This window comes from Nonomuraea soli (assembly GCF_013761175.1).
Classification (GTDB): domain Bacteria; phylum Actinomycetota; class Actinomycetes; order Streptosporangiales; family Streptosporangiaceae; genus Nonomuraea; species Nonomuraea soli.
Window position 1 is genome coordinate 788,613 of record NZ_JACDUR010000006.1, and the last position, 18,801, is coordinate 807,413.

Below are 18,801 nucleotides of genomic sequence, written 5' to 3' on the forward strand. Positions count from 1 at the left end.
GTGAGACGTTACATGAACGAATGTTCTGCTACGCGGCGGGGGCCTCCTCGCTGGTGATCACCGCGAACCTGGCCCCGTGAGGATCACGGAGCATGGCGAAACGCCCGACCGTCTCCACGCCGGTCGCGGGCATCGTGATGGTGCCTCCCAGCTCCTGCGCCCTGGCCACGGTGGCGTCGCAGTCGGCCACCTCGAAGTAGGCCTGCCAGTGCGCCCTGCCGCCGTCGGGCAGCGGGCCCAGCCCGGCGATCGAGGCGTCGTCGCCGCTCGCCGTGCTGACGACCGTGTAGACGTCGTCGCCCATGAGCATGTCGTCGAAACGCCAGTCGAACACCGAGCGGTAGAACGGGCGGATCGCCCGCGGGTTGGCCACGTACAGCTCCAGCCAGCTCAGCGACCCCGGCTCGGAGACCGTCCCGAGCGCGCCCGCGGCCCCGGGCTGCAGCACGGCGAACTCCGCCCCGCTCGGATCGGTGTACTGCGCGATGAAGCCGTCCTGGGCCGGGGTGCGCGGCACACGCACGACCCCGCCCGCGTGCTCCACCGCCTTGGTGGTCGCCGTGACGTCCTGCGAGGCGAAGTACGGCATCCACGCCGGACGCGCCGGCTCCTCGGTGAGAGCCCCGACGGCGGCGACCACGGTGTCGCGCACGAGGAAGAAACCGTAGGAGTCGTCGAGCGGGCTGAAGGTCCAGCCGAGCACGGCGGTGTAGAAGGCCGTCGAGGCCTGGAGATCGGGGCTCCCGAGGTCGATCCAGTTGGGCGCGCCCGGCACATATTCGGTGGTGAGCATGATGTGCTCCTTATGGGTGGGATGTCCCCGCTGGGTGCGGACAGGGAAACCCGGCAGGTCACAGCCTTGCATACCGCTGCCCCGGGGAGCCATATCGAACGTATAATCGAGTCATGTTCCAGGCTTCGCTGCTCGATCTCGACTCGCCGACCGCGCCGGGGCCGCTCGGCTCCGCCGTACGACGCACCGTCCTCGACCACGGCGCGTGGATCGACCTGTGCCCCGGCTGGATGTCGGGCGCCGACGCCCTGTTCGACCGGCTCGTCACCGCCGTCCCGTGGAAGGCCGAGCGCCGGCGCATGTACGACAAGGTCGTCGACGTGCCGCGCCTGCTGAAGTTCTACGACGAGCACGAGACGCTGCCGCATCCCGCGCTGGAGGAGGCGCGGGCGCGGCTGACCCGCCACTACCTGCCCGAACTGGGCGAGCCCTTCGCCACCGCCGGGCTGTGCTTCTATCGCGACGGCCGCGACAGCGTCGCCTGGCACGGCGACACCATCGGCCGCGGCGGCACCGAGGACACGATGGTCGCCATCGTGTCCGTCGGCACCCCGCGCACCCTCGCCCTGCGCCCTCGCGGCGGCGGCGCCTCGCTGCGCTACGACCTCGGGCACGGCGACCTGATCGTCATGGGCGGCAGCTGCCAGCGCACCTGGGAACACGCCGTGCCGAAGGCCGGCGGCACGGTCGGGCCCCGCATCAGCGTCCAGTTCCGCCCGCGAGGGGTGCGATAACCGGTTGAGTCCTTGCCGGTGCCACTCGAATAATCCGCCGCATGTTCTCTGATGCGGATATCGCCGCGCTGTACGACGTGCTCAACCCGTGGGACACCGAGCGGAGGGCCGACTCCGCCCACTACACCGCGATGGTCATGGGCGCCCGATCCGTGCTCGACGTCGGATGCGGCACCGGGGCCATGCTCCACGACGCCAGGCGCCGAGGCCATCGCGGCCGTCTCGTCGGCATCGACCCCGACCGGGCGGCGATGGAGCTGGCCAGGCGGCGCGACGACATCGAGTGGGTCGACGGGGTCGCCGCCGACGTCACCGCCTGGCGCGAGGAGTTCGAGCTCGCGACGATGACCAGCAACGCCTTCATGTGCCTGATCACCGACGACGAGGTGCGGGCCTCCCTGTCGGCGATCCACGGCGCGCTGGAGCCGGGCGGCCGCCTGGCCTTCGAGACCCGCCACATCCAGTCGGAGCAGTGGAAGGAGTGGCATCCGGGCAACGCCGAGGAGATCGTCGACGGCAGCGGGCGCAGGCTGCGGGTCTCCCACGTCGTGGAGTCGGCCGTGGGCGGCGTGGTGACGATGACCGAGACGACCGGCGAGGCCGACGGTACGGCGGAGCGGGTCGATCGGGGCGTTCTGCGCTTCTTCGACGAGCCTGAGCTGCGGGAATTCCTGGAAGAGGCCGGATTCGCGGTCGAGGAGCTCTACGGTGACTTCGCGGGAGGGCCGGTGACGCCGGGCAGCCGGGTGATGGTCGTCGTGGCCCGAGCTCAAACCTTGGCCCATCGTTAACTTGTATGACTCGTGTTTATGATACGTTCAGGTCATGAGCGCGACCCCGACCCCCGCAGAGGAACTGCGCGGCGCGGGCCTTCGGGTCACGGCGGCCCGAGCGGCGCTGCTGGAGACCGTCCGCGGCGGTGACCACCTCGGAGTCGAGACGATCGCCTCCCGGGTGCGAGACCGCGTCGGCCACATCTCCGTCCAGGCCGTCTACGAAGCTCTCAACGCGTTGACCGCCGCCGGGCTCATCCGCCGCATCGAGCCCGCCGGCAGCCCCGCCCTCTACGAAGGGCGGGTGGGCGACAACCACCACCACGTGGTCTGCCGCTCCTGCGGCACCGTGGCCGACGTCGACTGCGCCGTCGGCCACGCGCCCTGCCTCGACGCCTCCGACGACCACGGCTTCCGCATCGACGAGGCCGAGGTCGTCTACTGGGGGCTGTGCCCCGCCTGTACAAGTTCCTGAGCCATGTCCGGAAGGATCCCGATGTCCGAGAACCACGACCCGATCGTCACCGAAGGTAAGTGCCCCGTAGCGCACGAGCGGGCGCCGCACCCGACCCAGGGCGGCGGCAACCGCCAGTGGTGGCCGGACCGGCTCAACCTGAGGATCCTCGCCAAGAACCCCGCGGTGGCCAACCCGCTCGGCGACGACTTCGACTACGCCGAGGCGTTCAACTCCCTCGACCTCGACGCGGTCAAGCGCGACATCCTCGACGTGATCACCACTTCCCAGGACTGGTGGCCCGCCGACTTCGGCCACTACGGCCCGTTCATGATCCGCATGGCGTGGCACAGCGCCGGCACCTACCGCATCTGGGACGGCCGCGGCGGCGCCGGCGCCGGCCAGCAGCGCTTCGCCCCGCTCAACAGCTGGCCCGACAACGGCAACCTCGACAAGGCCCGCCGCCTGCTCTGGCCGGTCAAGAAGAAGTACGGCCAGCAGATCTCCTGGGCCGACCTCATGATCCTCACCGGCAACGTCGCGCTCGAGTCCATGGGCTTCAAGACCTACGGCTTCGCCGGCGGCCGCGCCGACGTGTGGGAGGCCGACGAGGACGTCTACTGGGGCCCCGAGACCGCCTGGCTCGACGACCAGCGCTACACCGGCGACCGCGAGCTGGAGAACCCCCTCGCCGCCGTCCAGATGGGCCTCATCTACGTCAACCCCGAGGGCCCCAACGGCAACCCCGACCCGCTGGCCGCCGCCCGCGACATCCGCGAGACCTTCCGCCGCATGGCGATGAACGACGAGGAGACGGCCGCCCTCATCATCGGCGGCCACGCCTTCGGCAAGACCCACGGCGCCGGACCCGCCTCCAACGTCGGCGCCGACCCGGAAGGCGCCCCCATCGAGGCCCAGGGCCTCGGCTGGGCCAGCACCCACGGCACCGGCAAGGGCGCCGACACCATCACCTCCGGCCTCGAAGGCATCTGGACCGACACGCCCACCGCGTGGGACAACCGCTTCCTCGAGATCCTCTACGGCTACGAGTGGGAGCTCTTCCAGAGCCCCGCCGGCGCCAACCAGTGGCGCCCCAAGGACGGCGCCGCCGCCGACCTCGTGCCCGACGCACACGTCCCCGGCAAGCGCACGCACCCGACCATGCTCACCACCGACCTGTCGATGCGGTTCGACCCGGTCTACGAGCAGATCACCCGCCGCTGGCTGGAGCACCCCGAGGAGCTCACCGAGGCCTTCGCCAAGGCCTGGTTCAAGCTCACCCACCGCGACATGGGCCCCGTCGTGCGCTACCTCGGCCCCGAGGTTCCCGCCGAGGTCCAGCTCTGGCAGGACCCGCTGCCCGCCGCCACCGCCCCGGCGCTGTCGGCCGGCGACATCGCAGCCCTCAAGGCCGCCGTCCTGGAGACCGGCCTCACCGTCTCCCAGCTCGTCTCCACCGCCTGGGCCTCCGCCTCCAGCTACCGCGACAGCGACAAGCGCGGCGGAGCCAACGGCGCCCGCATCCGCCTGCAGCCGCAGGCCGGCTGGGAGGTCAACGAGCCCGACCAGCTCGCCGTCGTGCTGCGCACCCTCGAAGGCGTCCAGCAGTCGTCCGGCATCCAGATCTCCCTCGCCGACCTGATCGTCCTGGCCGGCGCGGCCGGTGTCGAGCAGGCCGCCAAGAACGCGGGGCTCGCCATCGAGGTGCCCTTCACCCAGGGCCGCGTCGACGCCACCCAGGAGCAGACCGACGTCGAGTCGTTCGCCGCCATGGAGCCCGTCGCCGACGGCTTCCGCAACTACCTCGGCAAGGGCAACCGCCTCCCGGCCGAGTACCTCCTGCTCGACAAGGCCAACCTGCTCGGGCTCAGCGCCCCGGAGATGACCGCCCTCCTCGGCGGCCTGCGCGTCCTCGGCGCCAACACGCAGCAGTCTCGCGTGGGCGCCCTCACCGAGACTCCCGGGGCGCTGACGAACGACTTCTTCGTCAACCTGCTCGACCTCGGGACGACCTGGAAGTCGACCGGAGACGCCAACCTGTTCGAGGGCGTCGACGCGGCCGGGACGGTCAAGTGGACGGGGAGTCGGGTGGACCTGGTCTTCGGGTCCAACTCGGAGCTGCGCGCGCTGGCCGAGGTGTACGCCAGCGACGACGCCAAGGAGAAGTTCGTCAAGGACTTCGTGGCGGCGTGGAACAAGGTGATGAACGCGGACCGGTTCGACCTGGTCTGACGTTCCTCCCGCGTGGGCGACCCCGCGAGGCATGGGCCTCGCGGGGTCGCCCGCCTGTCGCCGGATCGAACGCGTCCAGGCGGCCATACTGATCCGCCATGGAACTGGATGAGTATCAGCGCGCAGCCCTGCGCACCGCGGCACCGCGCGACAAGAGGAACGAGCTGCTCCACCTGGTGCTCGGGCTGGTCGGTGAGTCAGGCGAGATCGCCGAGAAGTTCAAGAAGTGGGTTCGCGACCTCGACAGCGACGAGTCGCGGATCGATCGGGCCGACATCGCCAAGGAACTGGGCGACGTGCTCTGGTACGTGGCGGTGCTCGCGGACTACCTCGACCTGTCGCTGGACGATGTCGCGAGGACGAACCTGGCCAAGCTGGCCGGCCGCCAGGATCGTGGCGTGCTGCGTGGGAGCGGCGACGACCGCTGACATCGGGGAGACCAAGGGCCCGTGCGGGAGCGGTCCGCCCAGACGCTCGGCGTCAGCGGCTTTGCGCGGGTGCAGGGTTCCGTGTCCGGCTGAGCCGTACGGCGGCGGCGAGGAGCATGCCCACGGTCGCCGCCGCGAACAGGACGTCGCCGGCCAGGTCCGTGGCGGGAGGGGTGGGGACGGCGGGTGGCTGGGCGAAGCCGTGCCAGGCGTAGGTGAGCAGCCCGCCCGCGGCGGCGGCGAGCAGGTGGCGCCGGTCCCAGCCCGGACCGGCCGACCACTGCCGCAGGGTCACGAGGGTGGCGACGGCCAGGACGAGGTGGACGGCCACGGTGGGCCAGGCCAGGGCTGGGCCGGCGATGAGGGTGATGGCCCAGAAGAGCGACCCGGTGGTGAGCGTGAAGGCACCCACCGCCAGGGGAGCGGGGGCGGAGCGGGCAGAGGCCGGGACGGGGCGGCGGCCGAGGAGCACGGCGGCGCCGATGAGGATGGCCACGCCCACGGCGGCGCCGGTCAGCTGGGCCGTCGAGGGCTGGTGGGGCGAGGCGGTGAACGCGCGTGACATCACGATTCCGGCGGCGAAGAGCGCGCCCGCCACGCCCAGCCCCGCGCGTCCGAGCCAGGGTTCACGCGAGTCCGACAGCGCCTCGGTGACCGCGATCGGGGCGCAGACGCTCCACGCGCTGTGCAAGGTGAGCACGAACACCGTCCACCAGGCGCTGACGCCCAGCCCGGGCAGGTAGGCGTAGTCGGTCATGGGGATCGCGGCGTAGCGCGGGTCGAACAGCGAGCCGGTGACGAACGCCTCCTGGACGACCGCGAAGGCCAGGCCGAGCAGGGCGATGCCGGTCCAGCCGAGCGGCAGGCGCCTCGACACTTCGCGGATCAGCAGGGCGCCGCCGCCGTACAGGGGAGCCAGCGAGATCAGGGCGATCAGCATCGTGATCGGCAGGTTGCCCAGAAGGAACTCGGCGGCCAGCGGAGCCAGCAGGAACAGGGTGAGAACGGGTGTCCATCGTTTGACCATGGCCCCAGCATCGTGATCAGCCGCGGGTGTCAGTAGTGACGAACGTCCTAAAGCCAGCCGCGCTCCTCGGCGATGCGGCCCGCCTCGGCGCGGTTGCGGGCGCCGGTCTTGCCGATCGCGGACGACAGGTAGTTGCGGGTCGTGCCCTCCGACAGGAACAACCCGCGGGCGATGTCGGCGATCGTCCCGCCCCCGGTGGCGGCGCGCAGGACGTCGCACTCGCGGTCGGTGAGAGGGTTGTCGCCGAGCTCGCGGCTGGCGGCGGCCAGGCGGGGGTCGACGACGGTGCCGCCCGCCCGCACACGGCGGATGGCGGCGGCCAGGTCCTCGGCGCGGGCGTTCTTGGCGACGAATCCGGCGGCTCCGGCGGACAGGGCGCGGCGCAGGTAGCCGGGGCGGCTGAAGGTGGTGAGGATCAGGACCCTGGCGGGGTGATCCCTGAGGTCGGCGGCCACGGCCAGGCCGTCGCGGCCGGGCATGTCGATGTCGAGCAGGATCACGTCGGGCTGGGCGCCGGCCGCGGCGTCGAGGACGAGGTCTCCCCGGTCGACCTCGGCGACGACCTCGATGTCGGGTTCGAAGCTGAGCAGGGCGGCGATCGCCTGCCGTACGAGGTGCTGGTCGTCGGCCAGGAGGACGCGGATCGGGTGCGGGGCCCCCGAGGGGGCGTCGTGGGGGGCGTCGTCGCTGGGCGGGAGTCGTGTCATCGCGGCGCTCCTAGGGGGAGGGCCGCTCTGAGCAGGAAGCCGCCCTCCGGGGCGCGAGTGCGGTGCATCGTGCCTCCCGCCGCTTCAAGGCGCTCGGCCAGCCCGCGAAGCCCGCTCCCGGCAGGCGCGCCGCCGTTGGCGGGACTGCCGTGGAGTCCGGTGCCATGAACCCCGCCTCCCTGCGTGCCCCGCCGGTCGGCCGGGGACGTGGGGCCGCCGTCGTCGGAGACCTCCACGAAGGCCTGCCCGCCCTCCACCCCGAGGTGAATGCGGCATGACCGCGCGCGGCTGTGCCGTACGACGTTGGTCGTGCCCTCGCGTACCACCCACGCCAGCAGCGAGCCCGCGTCCGCCGGGATCGGGGCGGCGGCGACGTCCAGCGTCACCCCGGCCGCCGCCAGGGTGCGCCTGGCGGTGGCGAGCTCGCCGTCCAGCGACAGCGCCCGGTACCCCGCCACCGCGTCCCGCACGTCGTCGAGCGCCTGCCGCGACAGCTCCTCGACGTCGCCGATCTCGGTGCGCGCCCGCGCGGGGTCTGCGTCGACCAGGCGTCCGGCCAGCTGGCTCTTGAGGGTCATGGCCGACAGCGCGTGCCCGAGGATGTCGTGCAGGTCGCGCGAGAAGCGCAGCCGCTCGTTGTCGACGGCGAGCCGTTCGGTCTCGGCGTGCGCGGCCTTCAGCGCCCGGTTGGCGGCCTCGAGGCGGATGAACACGTCCATCGCGCCGGTGAAGACGACCGCCTGCAGGGGGATCCACCAGGCCGTGGCCAGGGGGAGTACGGCACAGGCGGCGATGATCGTGAGGCCGCACAGGACGAGGGCGGTGATGCGGGGGAGGGCGCTGAAGAGGGCGGCGATGAGGAAGAACAGCGCGGCGAAGACCCACAGCTCGCCGAGGGCGGGGGTGAGGGCTGCGGCCACGCCGTACAGGGCGGCCACCGACCACCAGCGCGCCGTAGGGCCCTGGGCTCCGCCGCTGCTGGTGTCGCCGCTGTGCGCCGAGGAGATCGTACGCAGGTAGAGCGCGGCGAAGGCGACCATCCCCGCGAAGACGACCGCCGCCGCCGTCGCGCCCGGCTCGCGTTCGAGGAAGGCGGGGACCGGCCACAGCAGGAAGATCAGGCAGAGGTTCGTCCAGGAGCGGGCACGCATGCCCCCATTGTCGTCGCCCGCATGATCGTCGCGGAGTGACAGATGTCAGACACCCGCCCGCCGCCGCGGGCCCATGCTCGCCGGCTCAGGCGGGTGGTGGTCGCCCACCGGTGCTCCTCTTCCGCGTGCCTCCCGCGGGAGAGGAGCACCGCCGACTGTCAGGAGAGCGGGAACCTCTGAGCCCCCGTGCCGTTGCAGTCCCAGATCTGCAGGCGGGTGCCGTTGGCGGTGGCGCCGCCGGGGGAGTCCAGGCAGCGTCCCGACTGCGGGTTGCGCAGCGAGCCGTCGGCCTGCGGCGCCCACACCTGGGCGCCGGTCCCGTTGCAGTCCCACACCTGCACCTTCGTGCCGTTGGCCGTACCGCCCGAGACGACGTCCAGGCACCGGCCGAGCGTCCGCAGCGTGCCGTCGCCGTTGCGGGTCCAGCGCTGGTCGACGGCCCACGACTGGCAGTCCCACAGCTGTACGGCGGCGCCGTTGCCGCCGGTGTCGTCACCGGAGACGTCGACGCACTTGCCGCCGGGCCCGACGATCGTCCTGGCCGGGTTTGCGCTACCCCCGGTGAACGGGGTGAGGATGATCCCGGCCGACCGGGGGTCGCCGTCGTGCACGAGCGACTCGAAGGCGCCGACGTCGTCGAAGGGGAAGGCGTACGCCTTGCCGTCGGTCATGTTCGCGTGAATGATCCGGGCGTAGTGGTTGGTGGGGTTGTTCCGGTAGAACTCGGCGGCGTTGAGGCTCGGCTGGGTGTCGACGGTGCCCAGCGTGCCCCGGTTGAGCGCGGCGCACAGCGTGCGGGCGATCGGGCCGACGACCAGGTCGTTGGGTGCGTGGAGGTTGCCCGCGCACCCCCACACGTCGGCGCTCGACGGCCGGTTGAACGACGCCACCTGGGCGCCGGAGGTGTTGGTGAAGGTCATGACGGTCCCGCTTGTGCGCCCGAAGAACCTGGTGTTCGGCTGGTCGGTGAACGGGACGACGGTCAGGGTCTTGGCGGTGTAGGCGTTCCACGCCGAGGCGATGTAGGAGTCGAGGTAGGTCGGGGACAGCAGTCCCGCGTCGGCGGCCTTGCCCGGCGACAGGACGCGCAGCACCGTGCCGTCCGAGCGGGTGATCACCGTGTTGGCCCATCCGGCCTGGGCGCGGATGGCGCCGATGATCGCGTCACGGCCGTTGGCGACGAGGTCACCGGTGCGTTTCGTGGCGCCGGACGCTCCCGTCACGGAGACCGCGTGCGGCACGGCGAACATGTCGACCTGCGAGCTGTTGATCCATAACCCGGCGTCGTTGTAGGTGAACTCGCTCCAGTCGAACAGGATGGACCGGTTGGGGTCGCCGCCCGCCCAGGGCGCGGGCTGGACGAGCCCGTCGGGGGTCAGGAAGAACTGCAGCTTCTGGCCGAGGGAGAAGTAGACCCGGCCGGAGAAGCCGCGCGGGAAGCGGATCGTCGAGCTGCCGCCGTTGCCCGGTCCGCCGATCGACACGTCGGGCGCGGGCGACGGCGGGATCTGCCCGCCGCTCCACGGCGTGAACGTGCCGGCGGCGTTGACGTGGCCCAGGCGTCCGGTGGCCAGGTTCGTCCCGAGCACGTACAGATGGACGGCGTCGGCTCGGCCGCTGTTGTTGGTGACGGTGACGGGGAGGATGGCGGGTCCGATGGCCTGGGCGGGGGAGGCGTTCGCGAGGGCGAGCGGGGCGGCCAGGAGGGTGGTGGCGAGGATGCGGGCGATGCGAGGGGGGATGCGCATGGCGCCTCTCAATCGGGGGGGCGTGGCCGAATGTCCGCCGTGGGCGCCAGGCCCTCGGCGGCGAGGATCCTCGAGGATTGAGAGCGCTCTCTCGGTTCCAGGTTGCGACCTGAGAGAGCGCTCTCACATTACGGCCGCTTGACTCGTGAAGTCAATGGACTGCGGGCAGGGTGCCGCGCACGTACAACTCTCCCGGGCGTACTCGCGGGCCGGATGTCAGCGGCCGTATCAGCCCGGTGACAGCGCGCCGTCAGAGCGGTCCGCGATCGTCAGGTCATCGAAGTTCACCACTGACTCACAGGAGTTCACCACCATGACCGTCACCCTCTCCGCCCAGGACAAGCTCACCCTCCGCAGCGCCGCCTACGGCGCCGTCGCGCTGCTGGCCGCCGCCGATGTGGCCGGCTCGGCGCACAAGGCCGCCACCGCCGGCTCGCTCGCGCTGTACGCCGCGACCGGCCCGATCGGCCACGTGCTCGCCGAGAAGAAGCCGGGCGTCGACATCGACGGCAGGAACGCCGCCGAGATCGCCGACAAGGTGCTGCCCGCGCTGACCGCCTCCGTGGCTCTGCTCAAGCAGCAGGACCCCGCCGTCGCCGCGGACTTCCGCGACACCGTCCTGGTCGCCCTCGACGCCGCCGCCCGCGCGCACCGGGGCGAGCCCAGCCCCACCGCCGCCGAGATGACCCGCAAGATCACCGCAGCGCTCGACGCCGCCTAGTCAGACAGGACTTACGTGACCATTCCCCATCGACTCGCCGCCGTCCCCCTCGCGACCGTGATCGCGGTCGCGGGGGTTCCCGCCGCCCCCGCCACCGCGAGGGCGGGCACGCGGCCCGTCCATTCCTACGCCGACGCCATCCGCGAGCACGTGCGGGTGGAGTCGCCGGTCGACAGCGACGGCGACGGCAGGAAGGACCAAGTCCGGGTGGACATCATCCGGCCCAGGACCGGCTCCAGGGTTCCGGTGATCATGCACCAGAGCCCGTACTTCGACACGCCCGGTGTCGGATTCCAGCTGGACAGGAAGACGTACGGCGCGGACGGGAACCTGACGAAGTTCCCGCTGTTCTACGACAACTACTTCGTACCGCGCGGATACGCGTTCATCTCCGTCGACATGATCGGCACCCGGTTGTCCGACGGCTGCCCGACCGGTGGCGGTCCCTCGGACGTGGCGGGCGGCAAGGCCGTCATCGACTGGCTCAACGGCCGCGCCACCGCCTACGACGCCCAGGGCAGGCCGGTCAGGGCCGACTGGACGACCGGCAGGACCGCCATGATCGGCCACTCGTACGAGGGCGGGCTCGCCATGGGCGTCGCCGGCACCGGCGTGCGGGGTCTGGAGACGATCGTGCCGCTCGCCGGGCCGAGCAGCTGGTACGACATGTGGCGCCTCAACGGCACCATCACCGACTTCCGCGGCGGCCAGGCGTTCATGGCCAAGCTGATCGACGCGGACCCGGAAGGCAAGTGCGCCGCCGTACGGCAGGGCATGACGGAGGCTTCTGACGACGCCACCGGCGACTACAACGGCTACTGGCGTGAGCTCGACTACCGTCTCACCGCGCGCAACGTGCGGGCCAGCGTCTTCTCCGTGGTCGGCCTGCACGACCGCAACGTGATGGGCAACCAGTTCTCCACCTGGTGGGAGCAGCTTCCCGGAACGGTGGAGCGAAAGGTGTGGGTGACGCAGTACGGTCACCTCGACCCCTTCTGGGCCCGCCGCGAGGCGTGGGTCGCCACCCTGCACCGGTGGTTCGACCACGAGCTGATGGGCATCGACAACGGCATCACGCGCGAGCCCCGCGCCGACGTGCAGCTCGGCCCCGGCCGCTGGATCACCCAGGCCGACTGGCCCGCCCCGGCCAGGAGCGTGACTCTGCGGCCGCAGGCGGACGGCTCGCTCGCCCCCGCCCGCTCGAAGGGCCGGGGCGGCTATCTCGACACCGGCCAGAGCGAGCTCGCGATGGCCGGCAGCCCCGGTACCGCCGACCCGAACCGGCTGGCCTACCTGACCCCGCCGCTGGAGGAGCCGGTGCGCCTGTCGGGAACGCCGAGGGTGAGTCTCAAGGTCACCCTGGACAAGCCGACCGCCAATCTGGGCGTCCTGCTCGTCGACTACGGCGTCGACACCCGGATCCACGGTGTCGACCCCGCCCAGGCCCAGGGGCTCAAGCTCGTCGAGGGCCAGGACTGCGTGGGTGAGAGCACGGACGACGACAGCAGCTGCTACGTCAGGGCCGCCGACAACACCATCACCTCCGCCTACCAGGTGGTCTCCCGCGGGCTCATCGACGCGCAGAACCGCAGGTCGCTGAGCCGCTCGGCGCCGCTGACGCCGGGCAGGCCGTACCAGGTCACCTGGGACCTGCTGCCGCAGGACTACGAGTTCAAGGCCGGGCACCGGCTGGGCCTGGTGCTGACCGGCACCAACGCCGACCTGGCGCAGCCCGCGCTCGGCAGCGGCGAGAGCGCTACGGGGGCGAGGGTCTCCGTCGACCTCGCCGGCACCTCGATCACCCTGCCGCTGGTCATCACCCACTAGAAGACGAGACGCACCGTCTTGCATAAGCTGCCCATCTCTTGTACTGTCCACCACACGAGACAAGACGACTCGTCTTGTCTCGTGTGAGCCTAGGAGTTTCTCGAATGCCTTCTTCCTCCGCACGCACCTGGTTCATCACCGGCGCCAGCCGCGGCCTGGGCCGTGCCTATGCCGTGGCCGCGCTGGAGCGGGGCGACCGGGTGGTCGCCGTCTCCCGGAGCGCCGCGCGCGGCGACTTCGACGAGTCCCACGGCGACCGCGTGCTGCCCCTGGCGGTCGACGTGACCGACAGGGCGGCGGTGTTCGCCGCGGTGGCCACCGCGGCCGAGCACTTCGGGCGGCTCGACATCGTGATCAACAACGCCGGCACCATGTCGGCGGGCATGGTGGAGGAGTTCACGGAGGCCGAGGCCCGCGCCCAGCTGGAGGTCAACTTCTTCGGCGCGTTGTGGGTCAGCCAGGCGGCCATGGGGCTGATGCGCGAACAGGGCTCCGGCCACATCGTGCAGATCTCCAGCATCGGCGGCCTGGGCGGCTTCCCGAGCACGGGCCTGTACAGCGCGAGCAAGTTCGCGCTGGAGGGCATGAGCGAGGCGCTGGCGATGGAGGCGGCCGTCTTCGGGGTCAAGGTCAGCATCGTCCAGCCGGGCGGCTACTGGACCGACCTGTACACCAGCATGACCTCGACCACCCCGGCCGAGCCGTACGGCCCGCTTCGGGAGGAACTGGCCAGGCAGTGGGCCGAAGGGTCGATCGACAGCGATCCGCGGCTCGCGGCCGAGGCGATGCTGAGGCTCGTCGACTCCGAGGAGCCTCCGCTGCGGCTGCTGCTCGGCAGCATGGTCTACGACCTGGCCTTCGACATCTCACGCCGCCGGATGGAGGTCTGGGCGGGGTGGGAGGAGGTCAGCAGGGCCGCCGAGCACGCCATCCCCGCCCCCGGCGGCGAAGGCTCACCCTGACATCCCTCACCGATCTCTTGGAGCGACATATGAGCAAGATCGTCTCGCTGGTCTACATCTCGCTGGACGGCGTCGTCGAGGACCCGTCCTGGACCGGCCCCTACTGGAACGACGAGCACGCCGCGTACGCGAACGAGCGGCTGTTCTCCAGCGACGCCCTGCTGTTCGGCCGGGTGACGTACCAGGGCTTCGCCGAGGTGTGGCCGCACATGGAGGAGACCGAGGGCGAGTTCGCCGTCCGGATGAACACCCTGCCCAAGTACGTGGTCTCGGCCACGCTCGACAAGGCCGAGTGGAACAACTCCACGATCATCACCGGCGACCTCGCCGGTGAGGTGGCCGCGCTCAAGGAGCGCCACGACGGCGACATCCTGACCTACGCGGGCGACCTGACCAACTCGCTGATCAAGCTCGGGCTCGTCGACGAGCTCAAGCTGTGGCTGCACCCGGTCGTCGTCGGCGCGGGCAAGCGCATGTTCCCCGAAGGGGTCGACACCAGCGCCTGGCAGCTCGCCGGGACGACCGCCTTCAGCTCGGGAGCCATCGTGCTGGACTACCGCCCGGCCTCCGCCTGAAAGCAGTGGGCCCGCCCCCCGGGCCCACTGCCCCCTTCATCCCCAAGGACCAATCCCCATGAACGCACGCGCGGCCTTCGTCGCCGCTCCTGCTCTCACGCTGACCTATGGCGTGATCCGCATCCTCGACGGGCTCGACGGAGAACGCGGGCCCGGTCCGGCCTGGACCACCGGCCACCTGGCCTTCGTCGCCGCCCTGCTGCTGTTCGTCTCCATCTTCGTCCAGCTCCGCCGCATGGCAGGCGGCGGGCCCCTGTCCACGCTGCTGGCCGGTCTCGCCATCACCGGCGCCGTGGCGCTGATCGCCCAGTTCGTGGTCGACATCGTGGCCGGCCTGATGGCCACCGACCACTACGGCATGTCCATGATCATCCGCCAGGTGCGTGAACTGCCGGGTGTCTCCCTGGCCGTCTACGACGCCGGGCCCTACCTGTTCTACGTCGGCCAGCTCGCCCTGATCATCCAGCTGGCCGTGAAGCGCCGGGTCAAGATCTGGACCCCCTTCCTGGTCCTGATCGACCTGCTGATGCCCTTCATCGACAAGGACCTCATCCCGGTCGGCGCCGTCATCCTGTTCATCTCCTTCCTCCCGCTGGCGCGTACCGCCCCGGAACCGGTCAGGGTCTGAACCGGGAAGGTCACAGCGGGCCGAGGTCGCGCACGACCTGCGCGAAGGCGCGGATCATGCCGCTATCGCCCGCAGAGCAGCCCGATGCGAGCCTCCGCCTCCTCCCAGGCCGCCGCATCGGAGCCCGACGGCTCGAATCGTTCCAATCGCTGCGTCGAGGCGACGAGCGCCCGCATCTCGGACGACGACCCGACCACGCCTGCCGTACGCGCCTGGACCAGGAGGTTGCCCAGCGCCGTGGCCTCCACGGGGCCGGCCACGACGGGCAGGCCGCACGCGTCGGCCGTCAGCTGGCACAGCAGCGCGTTGCGCGAGCCTCCGCCGACGAGGTGGACGACCTCGACCTCCTGCCCGCTCAGCTCCACCGCCTGGCGGATGGCGGCGCGGTGGCCGAGGGCGAGGCTCTCCAGGATGCACCGGACGAACGCCGCCGGTGTGGAGGGCACCGGCTGCCCGGTCCTGGCGCATTCGGCGGCGATGCGGGCGGGCATGTCGCCGGGCGGCAGGAACGCGGGAAGATCGGGGTCGACCACGGAGGCGAAGGCGGGCTCGGCGGAGGCGGCCCGCAGCAGGTCGCCCAGGTCGGCGTTGGTCAGCCCCCACACCCGCAGCGACTCCTGCAGCAGCCACAGGCCCATGACGTTGCGCAGGTAGCGGATGGTCCCGTCGATCCCTGCCTCGTTGGTGAAGTTGGCCGCGAGGCTCTCGGGCGACAGTACGGGCGAGGCGAGCTCGACCCCGGCCAGGGACCAGGTGCCGCAGGAGATGTAGGCGAAGCGCGAGCCGGGGGAGGCCGGGACGGCGGCGACGGCGGAGGCGGTGTCGTGGGAGGCGACCGCGGTGACGGGGGCGCTCCACCCGAGCAGGCCGGGCCTGACCACGCCGGCGGCCGTTCCGGGCCGGCGGATCTCGGGAAAGATCCCGGCGGGCAGGCCCAGCTCGGCGATCAGCGACGACGACCACGTCCGCGTGCGCACGTCGAGCAGCCCGGTCGTGGAGGCGTTGGTGACCTCGGCGCCGACCGACCCGGTCAGCCAGTAGGTGAGCAGATCGGGCACGAGCAGCATCACCGAGGCCGCGTCGAGCCGCCGGTCGGCCAGCAGCTGGTAGACGGTGTTGAAAGGCAGGAACTGCAGCCCGCTGACGCCGTACAGCAGCTCGCGCGGGACGCCGTCCATCACCCCGTCGGTACGGCTGTCGCGGTAGTGGAAGGGGTCGCCGAGCAGGTCCCCTGAGGAGTCGAGCAGCCCGTAGTCGACGGCCCAGGAGTCGATGCCGATCGAGTCGACGGGCCCGGCCCTGCGCAGGCCGTCGACGATCTGCCCGAACAGCCCGCGGATGTCCCAGTGCAGGGAGCCGCCCCGCTCGACGGGCCCGTTCGGGAAGCGGTGCACCTCGGTGAGCGTCAGCGAGGCGTCGGAGACGATCACCCGCCCGCTGGAGGCGCCCAGGTCGACGGCGGCGAACCGGGTCATCGGGTGGATTCCCGCACGATCAGCTCGGGCTGGAACATGATCTGCTGGTGCGCGTGGGTGACGGGGTTGTCGCACTCGTCGAGCAGCAGTTCCGTCGCCACCTTCCCGAGCTGGTAGGTCGGCTGCCTGATCGAGGTGAGCGACACGGCGGAGGCGGAGGCGAAGTCGATGTCGTCGTAGCCGACGAGCGAGACCTGCTCGGGCACCCGCACTCCGGCCTGCAGCAGCCCGCGCAACATCCCGAGGGCCAGCAGGTCGTTGGCGCAGAAGACGGCGTCGGGCAGCTCGCCCGAGGCCACGAGCTTGGCCGCGGCCTGCTCGCCCGCCCGCGCGTTCATCGCGCCCATCTCCACGACCTCGATCCCCGCGGGCAGCGCCTGCCGGGCGCCCGCGAGCCGGTCCTGGCACTGCCGGATGGTGAGCGGGCCCGTCACGTAGGCGACGCGCTCGCTGCCCCGCCGCACCAGGTGCTCCACGGCGGCGCGGCCGCCGGCCAGGTCGTTGACGGCCACCGAGCACTGGTCGGGACGGTGCGGCGGATGGTCGACCAGCACGACGTGGATGCCGCGCTCGCGCAGCCGGTCGAGCCTGGCCAGGTCCTCGTCGGAGGGGGTGATGAGCACGCCGCGCACCCGCTGCTCGGCCAGGACGAGCAGGTTGCGCTCCTCCTTGACGCGCGAGCCGGCCGAGTTGCCGAGGATGACGGCGTAGCCGAGCTCGCTGGCCACGTCCTCGACGCCGGCCGCCACGTCGGTGAAGAAGGGGTTGCCGATGTCGATCACGGACAGGCCGATGGTCCTGCTGTGCCCCGCGCGCAGGGTCGAAGCCGAGCCGTGCCGTACGAAACCCAGCTCGCGGATGGCCGCCTCGACCCGGCTGCGGGTGGCGGCGGCCACCTTGTCGGGCCGGTTCAGCACGTTGGACACCGTGCCCGGGGAGACGCCCGCGTGCTCGGCGACCTCCTTGATGCTCACCGTCATGGAGCATGATTAAAACGAAATAATCCAGAAACCGCAATTGACAGGGGATCTGGCGCGTCCTACCTTCCTGGCAGACATTAAAACGTTTTTCGTGGACGTGAGGTCATGCAGAGAGTCTGCTTCCTGCTCAGGGTCAAGCCGGAGCACCTGGAGGAGTACAAGAAGCGGCACGAGGCGGTCTGGCCGGAGATGCTGGCGGCCCTCGGCGCGACGGGCTGGCGCAACTACAGCCTGTTCCTGCGCGACGACGGTCTCCTGGTCGGCTACCTGGAGACCGACGACTTCGAGGCCGCCCTGAAGGGCATGGACGCCACCGAGGTCAACGCGCGCTGGCAGGCGGAGATGGCGCCCTTCTTCGAATCCGGGCGGCCGGACGAGCAGATGACGCCGCTGACCGAGATCTTCCATCTCAGCTGAATCGGGGACCCCCATGGACACAGCCTCCCGGCTACGCGAGCAGCACATCGAGACGCCCTCGTGGGCGTACGGCAACTCCGGCACGCGTTTCAAGGTCTTCGCCCAGCAAGGCGTGCCGCGCGACCCCTACGAGAAGCTCGCCGACGCGGCCCAGGTGCACGCCTTCACAGGCGTCGCCCCCACGGTCGCCCTGCACATCCCCTGGGACAAGGTCGACGACTACGCCCACCTCGCCGCCCACGCCCGTGACCACGGCGTCGCCATCGGAGCGATCAACTCCAACGTCTTCCAGGACGACGACTACAAGCTCGGCAGCGTGACGCACCCCGACAAGGCCGTACGGCGCAAGGCGACCGACCACCTGCTCGAATGCGTCGAGATCATGGACGCCACCGGCTCCGACACGCTCAAGCTGTGGTTCTCCGACGGCATCAACTACCCCGGCCAGGACGACCTGCGCGCCCGCCAGGACCGCCTGGCCGAATCGCTCAAGGAGGTCTACGACCGCCTCGGCGACGGCCAGCGTTTCCTGCTGGAGTACAAGCTCTTCGAGCCCGCCTTCTACGCCACCGACGTGCCCGACTGGGGCACCGCCTACGCGCACTGCCTCAAGCTCGGCCCCAAGGCGCAGGTCGTGGTCGACACCGGCCACCACGCGCCGGGTACCAACATCGAGTTCATCGTCGCGTTCCTGCTGCGTGAGGGCAAGCTCGGCGGGTTCGACTTCAACTCCCGCTTCTACGCCGACGACGACCTGATGGTCGGCGCCGCCGACCCGTTCCAGCTGTTCCGCATCATGGTCGAGGTGATCGGCGGCGGAGGGTACGGCCCGCACGTGGCGTTCATGCTCGACCAGTGCCACAACATCGAGCCGAAGATCCCCGGCCAGATCCGCTCGGTGATGAACGTCCAGGAGGCCACCGCCAAGGCCCTGCTGCTCGACCGCCACGCACTGGCCACCGCGCAGAGCGAGGGCGACGTGCTCGGCGCCAACGCCGTGCTCATGGATGCCTACAACACCGACGTGCGGCCGATGCTCGCCTCCCTGCGGGAGAGCATGGGCCTGGACCCCGACCCCATGGGCGCCTACGCCCGATCCGGTTACTTCGAGAAGATCTGCGCCGACCGTGTCGGCGGCGCGCAAGCAGGCTGGGGGGCCTGAGAACCAC

General features: G+C 71.1%; 19 protein-coding genes. 12 read left to right on the forward strand and 7 right to left on the reverse strand.

Annotated features, from left to right (window positions below; all coding sequences use genetic code 11):
• Positions 1–28: 28 nt before the first annotated feature.
• On the reverse strand, positions 29–793 hold the full coding sequence (locus HNR30_RS31750) for a VOC family protein (RefSeq protein ID WP_181613713.1): 765 nt from the start codon (positions 791–793) through the stop codon (positions 29–31).
• Positions 794–906: 113 nt separating this feature from the next.
• On the opposite strand from HNR30_RS31750, the gene HNR30_RS31755 reads away from it, so the two are divergent.
• The 5 genes from HNR30_RS31755 to HNR30_RS31775 all read left to right on the forward strand — a co-directional run bounded on the left by HNR30_RS31755 (position 907) and on the right by HNR30_RS31775 (position 5,414).
• The gene (locus HNR30_RS31755; RefSeq protein ID WP_181613714.1) at positions 907–1,527 is read left to right on the forward strand and encodes an alpha-ketoglutarate-dependent dioxygenase AlkB; all 621 of its coding nucleotides are present in this window, start codon (positions 907–909) and stop codon (positions 1,525–1,527) included.
• A 41-nt stretch (positions 1,528–1,568) separates the two neighbouring features.
• Positions 1,569–2,318 carry a class I SAM-dependent methyltransferase gene (locus HNR30_RS31760; protein ID WP_181613715.1) on the forward strand — a complete coding sequence of 250 codons (750 nt, stop codon included), beginning with the start codon at positions 1,569–1,571 and terminating at the stop codon, positions 2,316–2,318.
• Between the two features lie 34 nt (positions 2,319–2,352).
• Positions 2,353–2,775, forward strand: a complete 423-nt coding sequence (locus HNR30_RS31765) for a Fur family transcriptional regulator (RefSeq protein ID WP_181613716.1) — start codon at positions 2,353–2,355, stop codon at positions 2,773–2,775.
• Positions 2,776–2,796: 21 nt separating this feature from the next.
• The gene (katG, locus tag HNR30_RS31770; protein WP_181613717.1) at positions 2,797–4,986 is read left to right on the forward strand and encodes a catalase/peroxidase HPI; all 2,190 of its coding nucleotides are present in this window, start codon (positions 2,797–2,799) and stop codon (positions 4,984–4,986) included.
• Between the two features lie 98 nt (positions 4,987–5,084).
• Positions 5,085–5,414 carry a nucleoside triphosphate pyrophosphohydrolase family protein gene (locus HNR30_RS31775; protein WP_181613718.1) on the forward strand — a complete coding sequence of 110 codons (330 nt, stop codon included), beginning with the start codon at positions 5,085–5,087 and terminating at the stop codon, positions 5,412–5,414.
• 52 nt (positions 5,415–5,466) lie between these two features.
• Here HNR30_RS31775 and HNR30_RS31780 read toward each other — a convergent pair whose 3' ends face one another.
• The 4 genes from HNR30_RS31780 to HNR30_RS31795 all read right to left on the reverse strand — a co-directional run bounded on the left by HNR30_RS31780 (position 5,467) and on the right by HNR30_RS31795 (position 10,047).
• Complete coding sequence (locus HNR30_RS31780; RefSeq protein WP_181613719.1) at positions 5,467–6,441, reverse strand: hypothetical protein; 975 nt, start codon at positions 6,439–6,441, stop codon at positions 5,467–5,469.
• Between the two features lie 47 nt (positions 6,442–6,488).
• Positions 6,489–7,148: a response regulator transcription factor gene (locus tag HNR30_RS31785; protein WP_181613720.1), complete on the reverse strand. Its 660-nt coding sequence runs from the start codon at positions 7,146–7,148 to the stop codon at positions 6,489–6,491.
• Positions 7,145–8,299 (reverse strand): sensor histidine kinase, encoded by a 1,155-nt coding sequence (locus tag HNR30_RS31790; RefSeq protein WP_181613721.1) that lies wholly within the window; start codon positions 8,297–8,299, stop codon positions 7,145–7,147. The genes HNR30_RS31785 and HNR30_RS31790 overlap by 4 nt, the downstream gene beginning before the upstream one ends.
• A 158-nt stretch (positions 8,300–8,457) precedes the next feature.
• Positions 8,458–10,047 (reverse strand): glycoside hydrolase family 64 protein, encoded by a 1,590-nt coding sequence (locus HNR30_RS31795; RefSeq protein WP_181613722.1) that lies wholly within the window; start codon positions 10,045–10,047, stop codon positions 8,458–8,460.
• Positions 10,048–10,360: 313 nt separating this feature from the next.
• Between HNR30_RS31795 and HNR30_RS31800 the strand changes: the two genes are divergently transcribed.
• The 5 genes from HNR30_RS31800 to HNR30_RS31820 all read left to right on the forward strand — a co-directional run bounded on the left by HNR30_RS31800 (position 10,361) and on the right by HNR30_RS31820 (position 14,760).
• A complete protein-coding gene (locus HNR30_RS31800; protein ID WP_181613723.1) occupies positions 10,361–10,768 on the forward strand; it encodes a hypothetical protein in 408 nt (135 codons plus the stop codon).
• Positions 10,769–10,783: 15 nt separating this feature from the next.
• On the forward strand, positions 10,784–12,595 hold the full coding sequence (locus tag HNR30_RS50385) for a CocE/NonD family hydrolase (protein WP_181613724.1): 1,812 nt from the start codon (positions 10,784–10,786) through the stop codon (positions 12,593–12,595).
• Positions 12,596–12,699: 104 nt separating this feature from the next.
• On the forward strand, positions 12,700–13,557 hold the full coding sequence (locus HNR30_RS31810; protein WP_181613725.1) for an SDR family oxidoreductase: 858 nt from the start codon (positions 12,700–12,702) through the stop codon (positions 13,555–13,557).
• A 29-nt stretch (positions 13,558–13,586) separates the two neighbouring features.
• Entirely contained in the window at positions 13,587–14,132 is a 546-nt protein-coding gene (locus HNR30_RS31815; RefSeq protein WP_181613726.1) for a dihydrofolate reductase family protein, read from the forward strand.
• Positions 14,133–14,190: 58 nt separating this feature from the next.
• Entirely contained in the window at positions 14,191–14,760 is a 570-nt protein-coding gene (locus HNR30_RS31820) for a hypothetical protein (RefSeq protein ID WP_181613727.1), read from the forward strand.
• 62 nt (positions 14,761–14,822) lie between these two features.
• Here HNR30_RS31820 and HNR30_RS31825 read toward each other — a convergent pair whose 3' ends face one another.
• Both HNR30_RS31825 and HNR30_RS31830 read right to left on the reverse strand, forming a co-directional pair.
• The gene (locus HNR30_RS31825; protein WP_181613728.1) at positions 14,823–16,235 is read right to left on the reverse strand and encodes a rhamnulokinase; all 1,413 of its coding nucleotides are present in this window, start codon (positions 16,233–16,235) and stop codon (positions 14,823–14,825) included.
• Positions 16,232–17,215 carry a LacI family DNA-binding transcriptional regulator gene (locus HNR30_RS31830; RefSeq protein WP_181613729.1) on the reverse strand — a complete coding sequence of 328 codons (984 nt, stop codon included), beginning with the start codon at positions 17,213–17,215 and terminating at the stop codon, positions 16,232–16,234. The genes HNR30_RS31825 and HNR30_RS31830 overlap by 4 nt, the downstream gene beginning before the upstream one ends.
• A 105-nt stretch (positions 17,216–17,320) precedes the next feature.
• Here HNR30_RS31830 and HNR30_RS31835 point away from each other — a divergent pair, with 105 nt between their 5' ends.
• Positions 17,321–17,632, forward strand: coding sequence for an L-rhamnose mutarotase (locus HNR30_RS31835; protein WP_181613730.1), 312 nt, complete (start codon positions 17,321–17,323; stop codon positions 17,630–17,632).
• A 13-nt stretch (positions 17,633–17,645) separates the two neighbouring features.
• On the forward strand, positions 17,646–18,794 hold the full coding sequence (rhaI, locus tag HNR30_RS31840; protein ID WP_181613731.1) for an L-rhamnose isomerase: 1,149 nt from the start codon (positions 17,646–17,648) through the stop codon (positions 18,792–18,794).
• Positions 18,795–18,801 lie beyond the last annotated feature (7 nt).

Excerpts from the sequence above, each read along its gene's own strand:
- HNR30_RS31750 (WP_181613713.1), bottom strand. The coding sequence starts at position 793 with ATGCTCACCACCGAATATGTGCCGGGCGCGCCCAACTGGATCGACCTC.
- HNR30_RS31755 (WP_181613714.1), top strand. The coding sequence starts at position 907 with ATGTTCCAGGCTTCGCTGCTCGATCTCGACTCGCCGACCGCGCCGGGG.
- HNR30_RS31760 (WP_181613715.1), top strand. The coding sequence starts at position 1,569 with ATGTTCTCTGATGCGGATATCGCCGCGCTGTACGACGTGCTCAACCCG.
- HNR30_RS31765 (WP_181613716.1), top strand. The coding sequence starts at position 2,353 with ATGAGCGCGACCCCGACCCCCGCAGAGGAACTGCGCGGCGCGGGCCTT.
- katG (WP_181613717.1), top strand. The coding sequence starts at position 2,797 with ATGTCCGAGAACCACGACCCGATCGTCACCGAAGGTAAGTGCCCCGTA.
- HNR30_RS31775 (WP_181613718.1), top strand. The coding sequence starts at position 5,085 with ATGGAACTGGATGAGTATCAGCGCGCAGCCCTGCGCACCGCGGCACCG.
- HNR30_RS31780 (WP_181613719.1), bottom strand. The coding sequence starts at position 6,441 with ATGGTCAAACGATGGACACCCGTTCTCACCCTGTTCCTGCTGGCTCCG.
- HNR30_RS31785 (WP_181613720.1), bottom strand. The coding sequence starts at position 7,148 with ATGACACGACTCCCGCCCAGCGACGACGCCCCCCACGACGCCCCCTCG.
- HNR30_RS31790 (WP_181613721.1), bottom strand. The coding sequence starts at position 8,299 with ATGCGTGCCCGCTCCTGGACGAACCTCTGCCTGATCTTCCTGCTGTGG.
- HNR30_RS31795 (WP_181613722.1), bottom strand. The coding sequence starts at position 10,047 with ATGCGCATCCCCCCTCGCATCGCCCGCATCCTCGCCACCACCCTCCTG.
- HNR30_RS31800 (WP_181613723.1), top strand. The coding sequence starts at position 10,361 with ATGACCGTCACCCTCTCCGCCCAGGACAAGCTCACCCTCCGCAGCGCC.
- HNR30_RS31810 (WP_181613725.1), top strand. The coding sequence starts at position 12,700 with ATGCCTTCTTCCTCCGCACGCACCTGGTTCATCACCGGCGCCAGCCGC.
- HNR30_RS31815 (WP_181613726.1), top strand. The coding sequence starts at position 13,587 with ATGAGCAAGATCGTCTCGCTGGTCTACATCTCGCTGGACGGCGTCGTC.
- HNR30_RS31820 (WP_181613727.1), top strand. The coding sequence starts at position 14,191 with ATGAACGCACGCGCGGCCTTCGTCGCCGCTCCTGCTCTCACGCTGACC.
- HNR30_RS31825 (WP_181613728.1), bottom strand. The coding sequence starts at position 16,235 with ATGACCCGGTTCGCCGCCGTCGACCTGGGCGCCTCCAGCGGGCGGGTG.
- HNR30_RS31830 (WP_181613729.1), bottom strand. The coding sequence starts at position 17,215 with ATGACGGTGAGCATCAAGGAGGTCGCCGAGCACGCGGGCGTCTCCCCG.
- HNR30_RS31835 (WP_181613730.1), top strand. The coding sequence starts at position 17,321 with ATGCAGAGAGTCTGCTTCCTGCTCAGGGTCAAGCCGGAGCACCTGGAG.
- rhaI (WP_181613731.1), top strand. The coding sequence starts at position 17,646 with ATGGACACAGCCTCCCGGCTACGCGAGCAGCACATCGAGACGCCCTCG.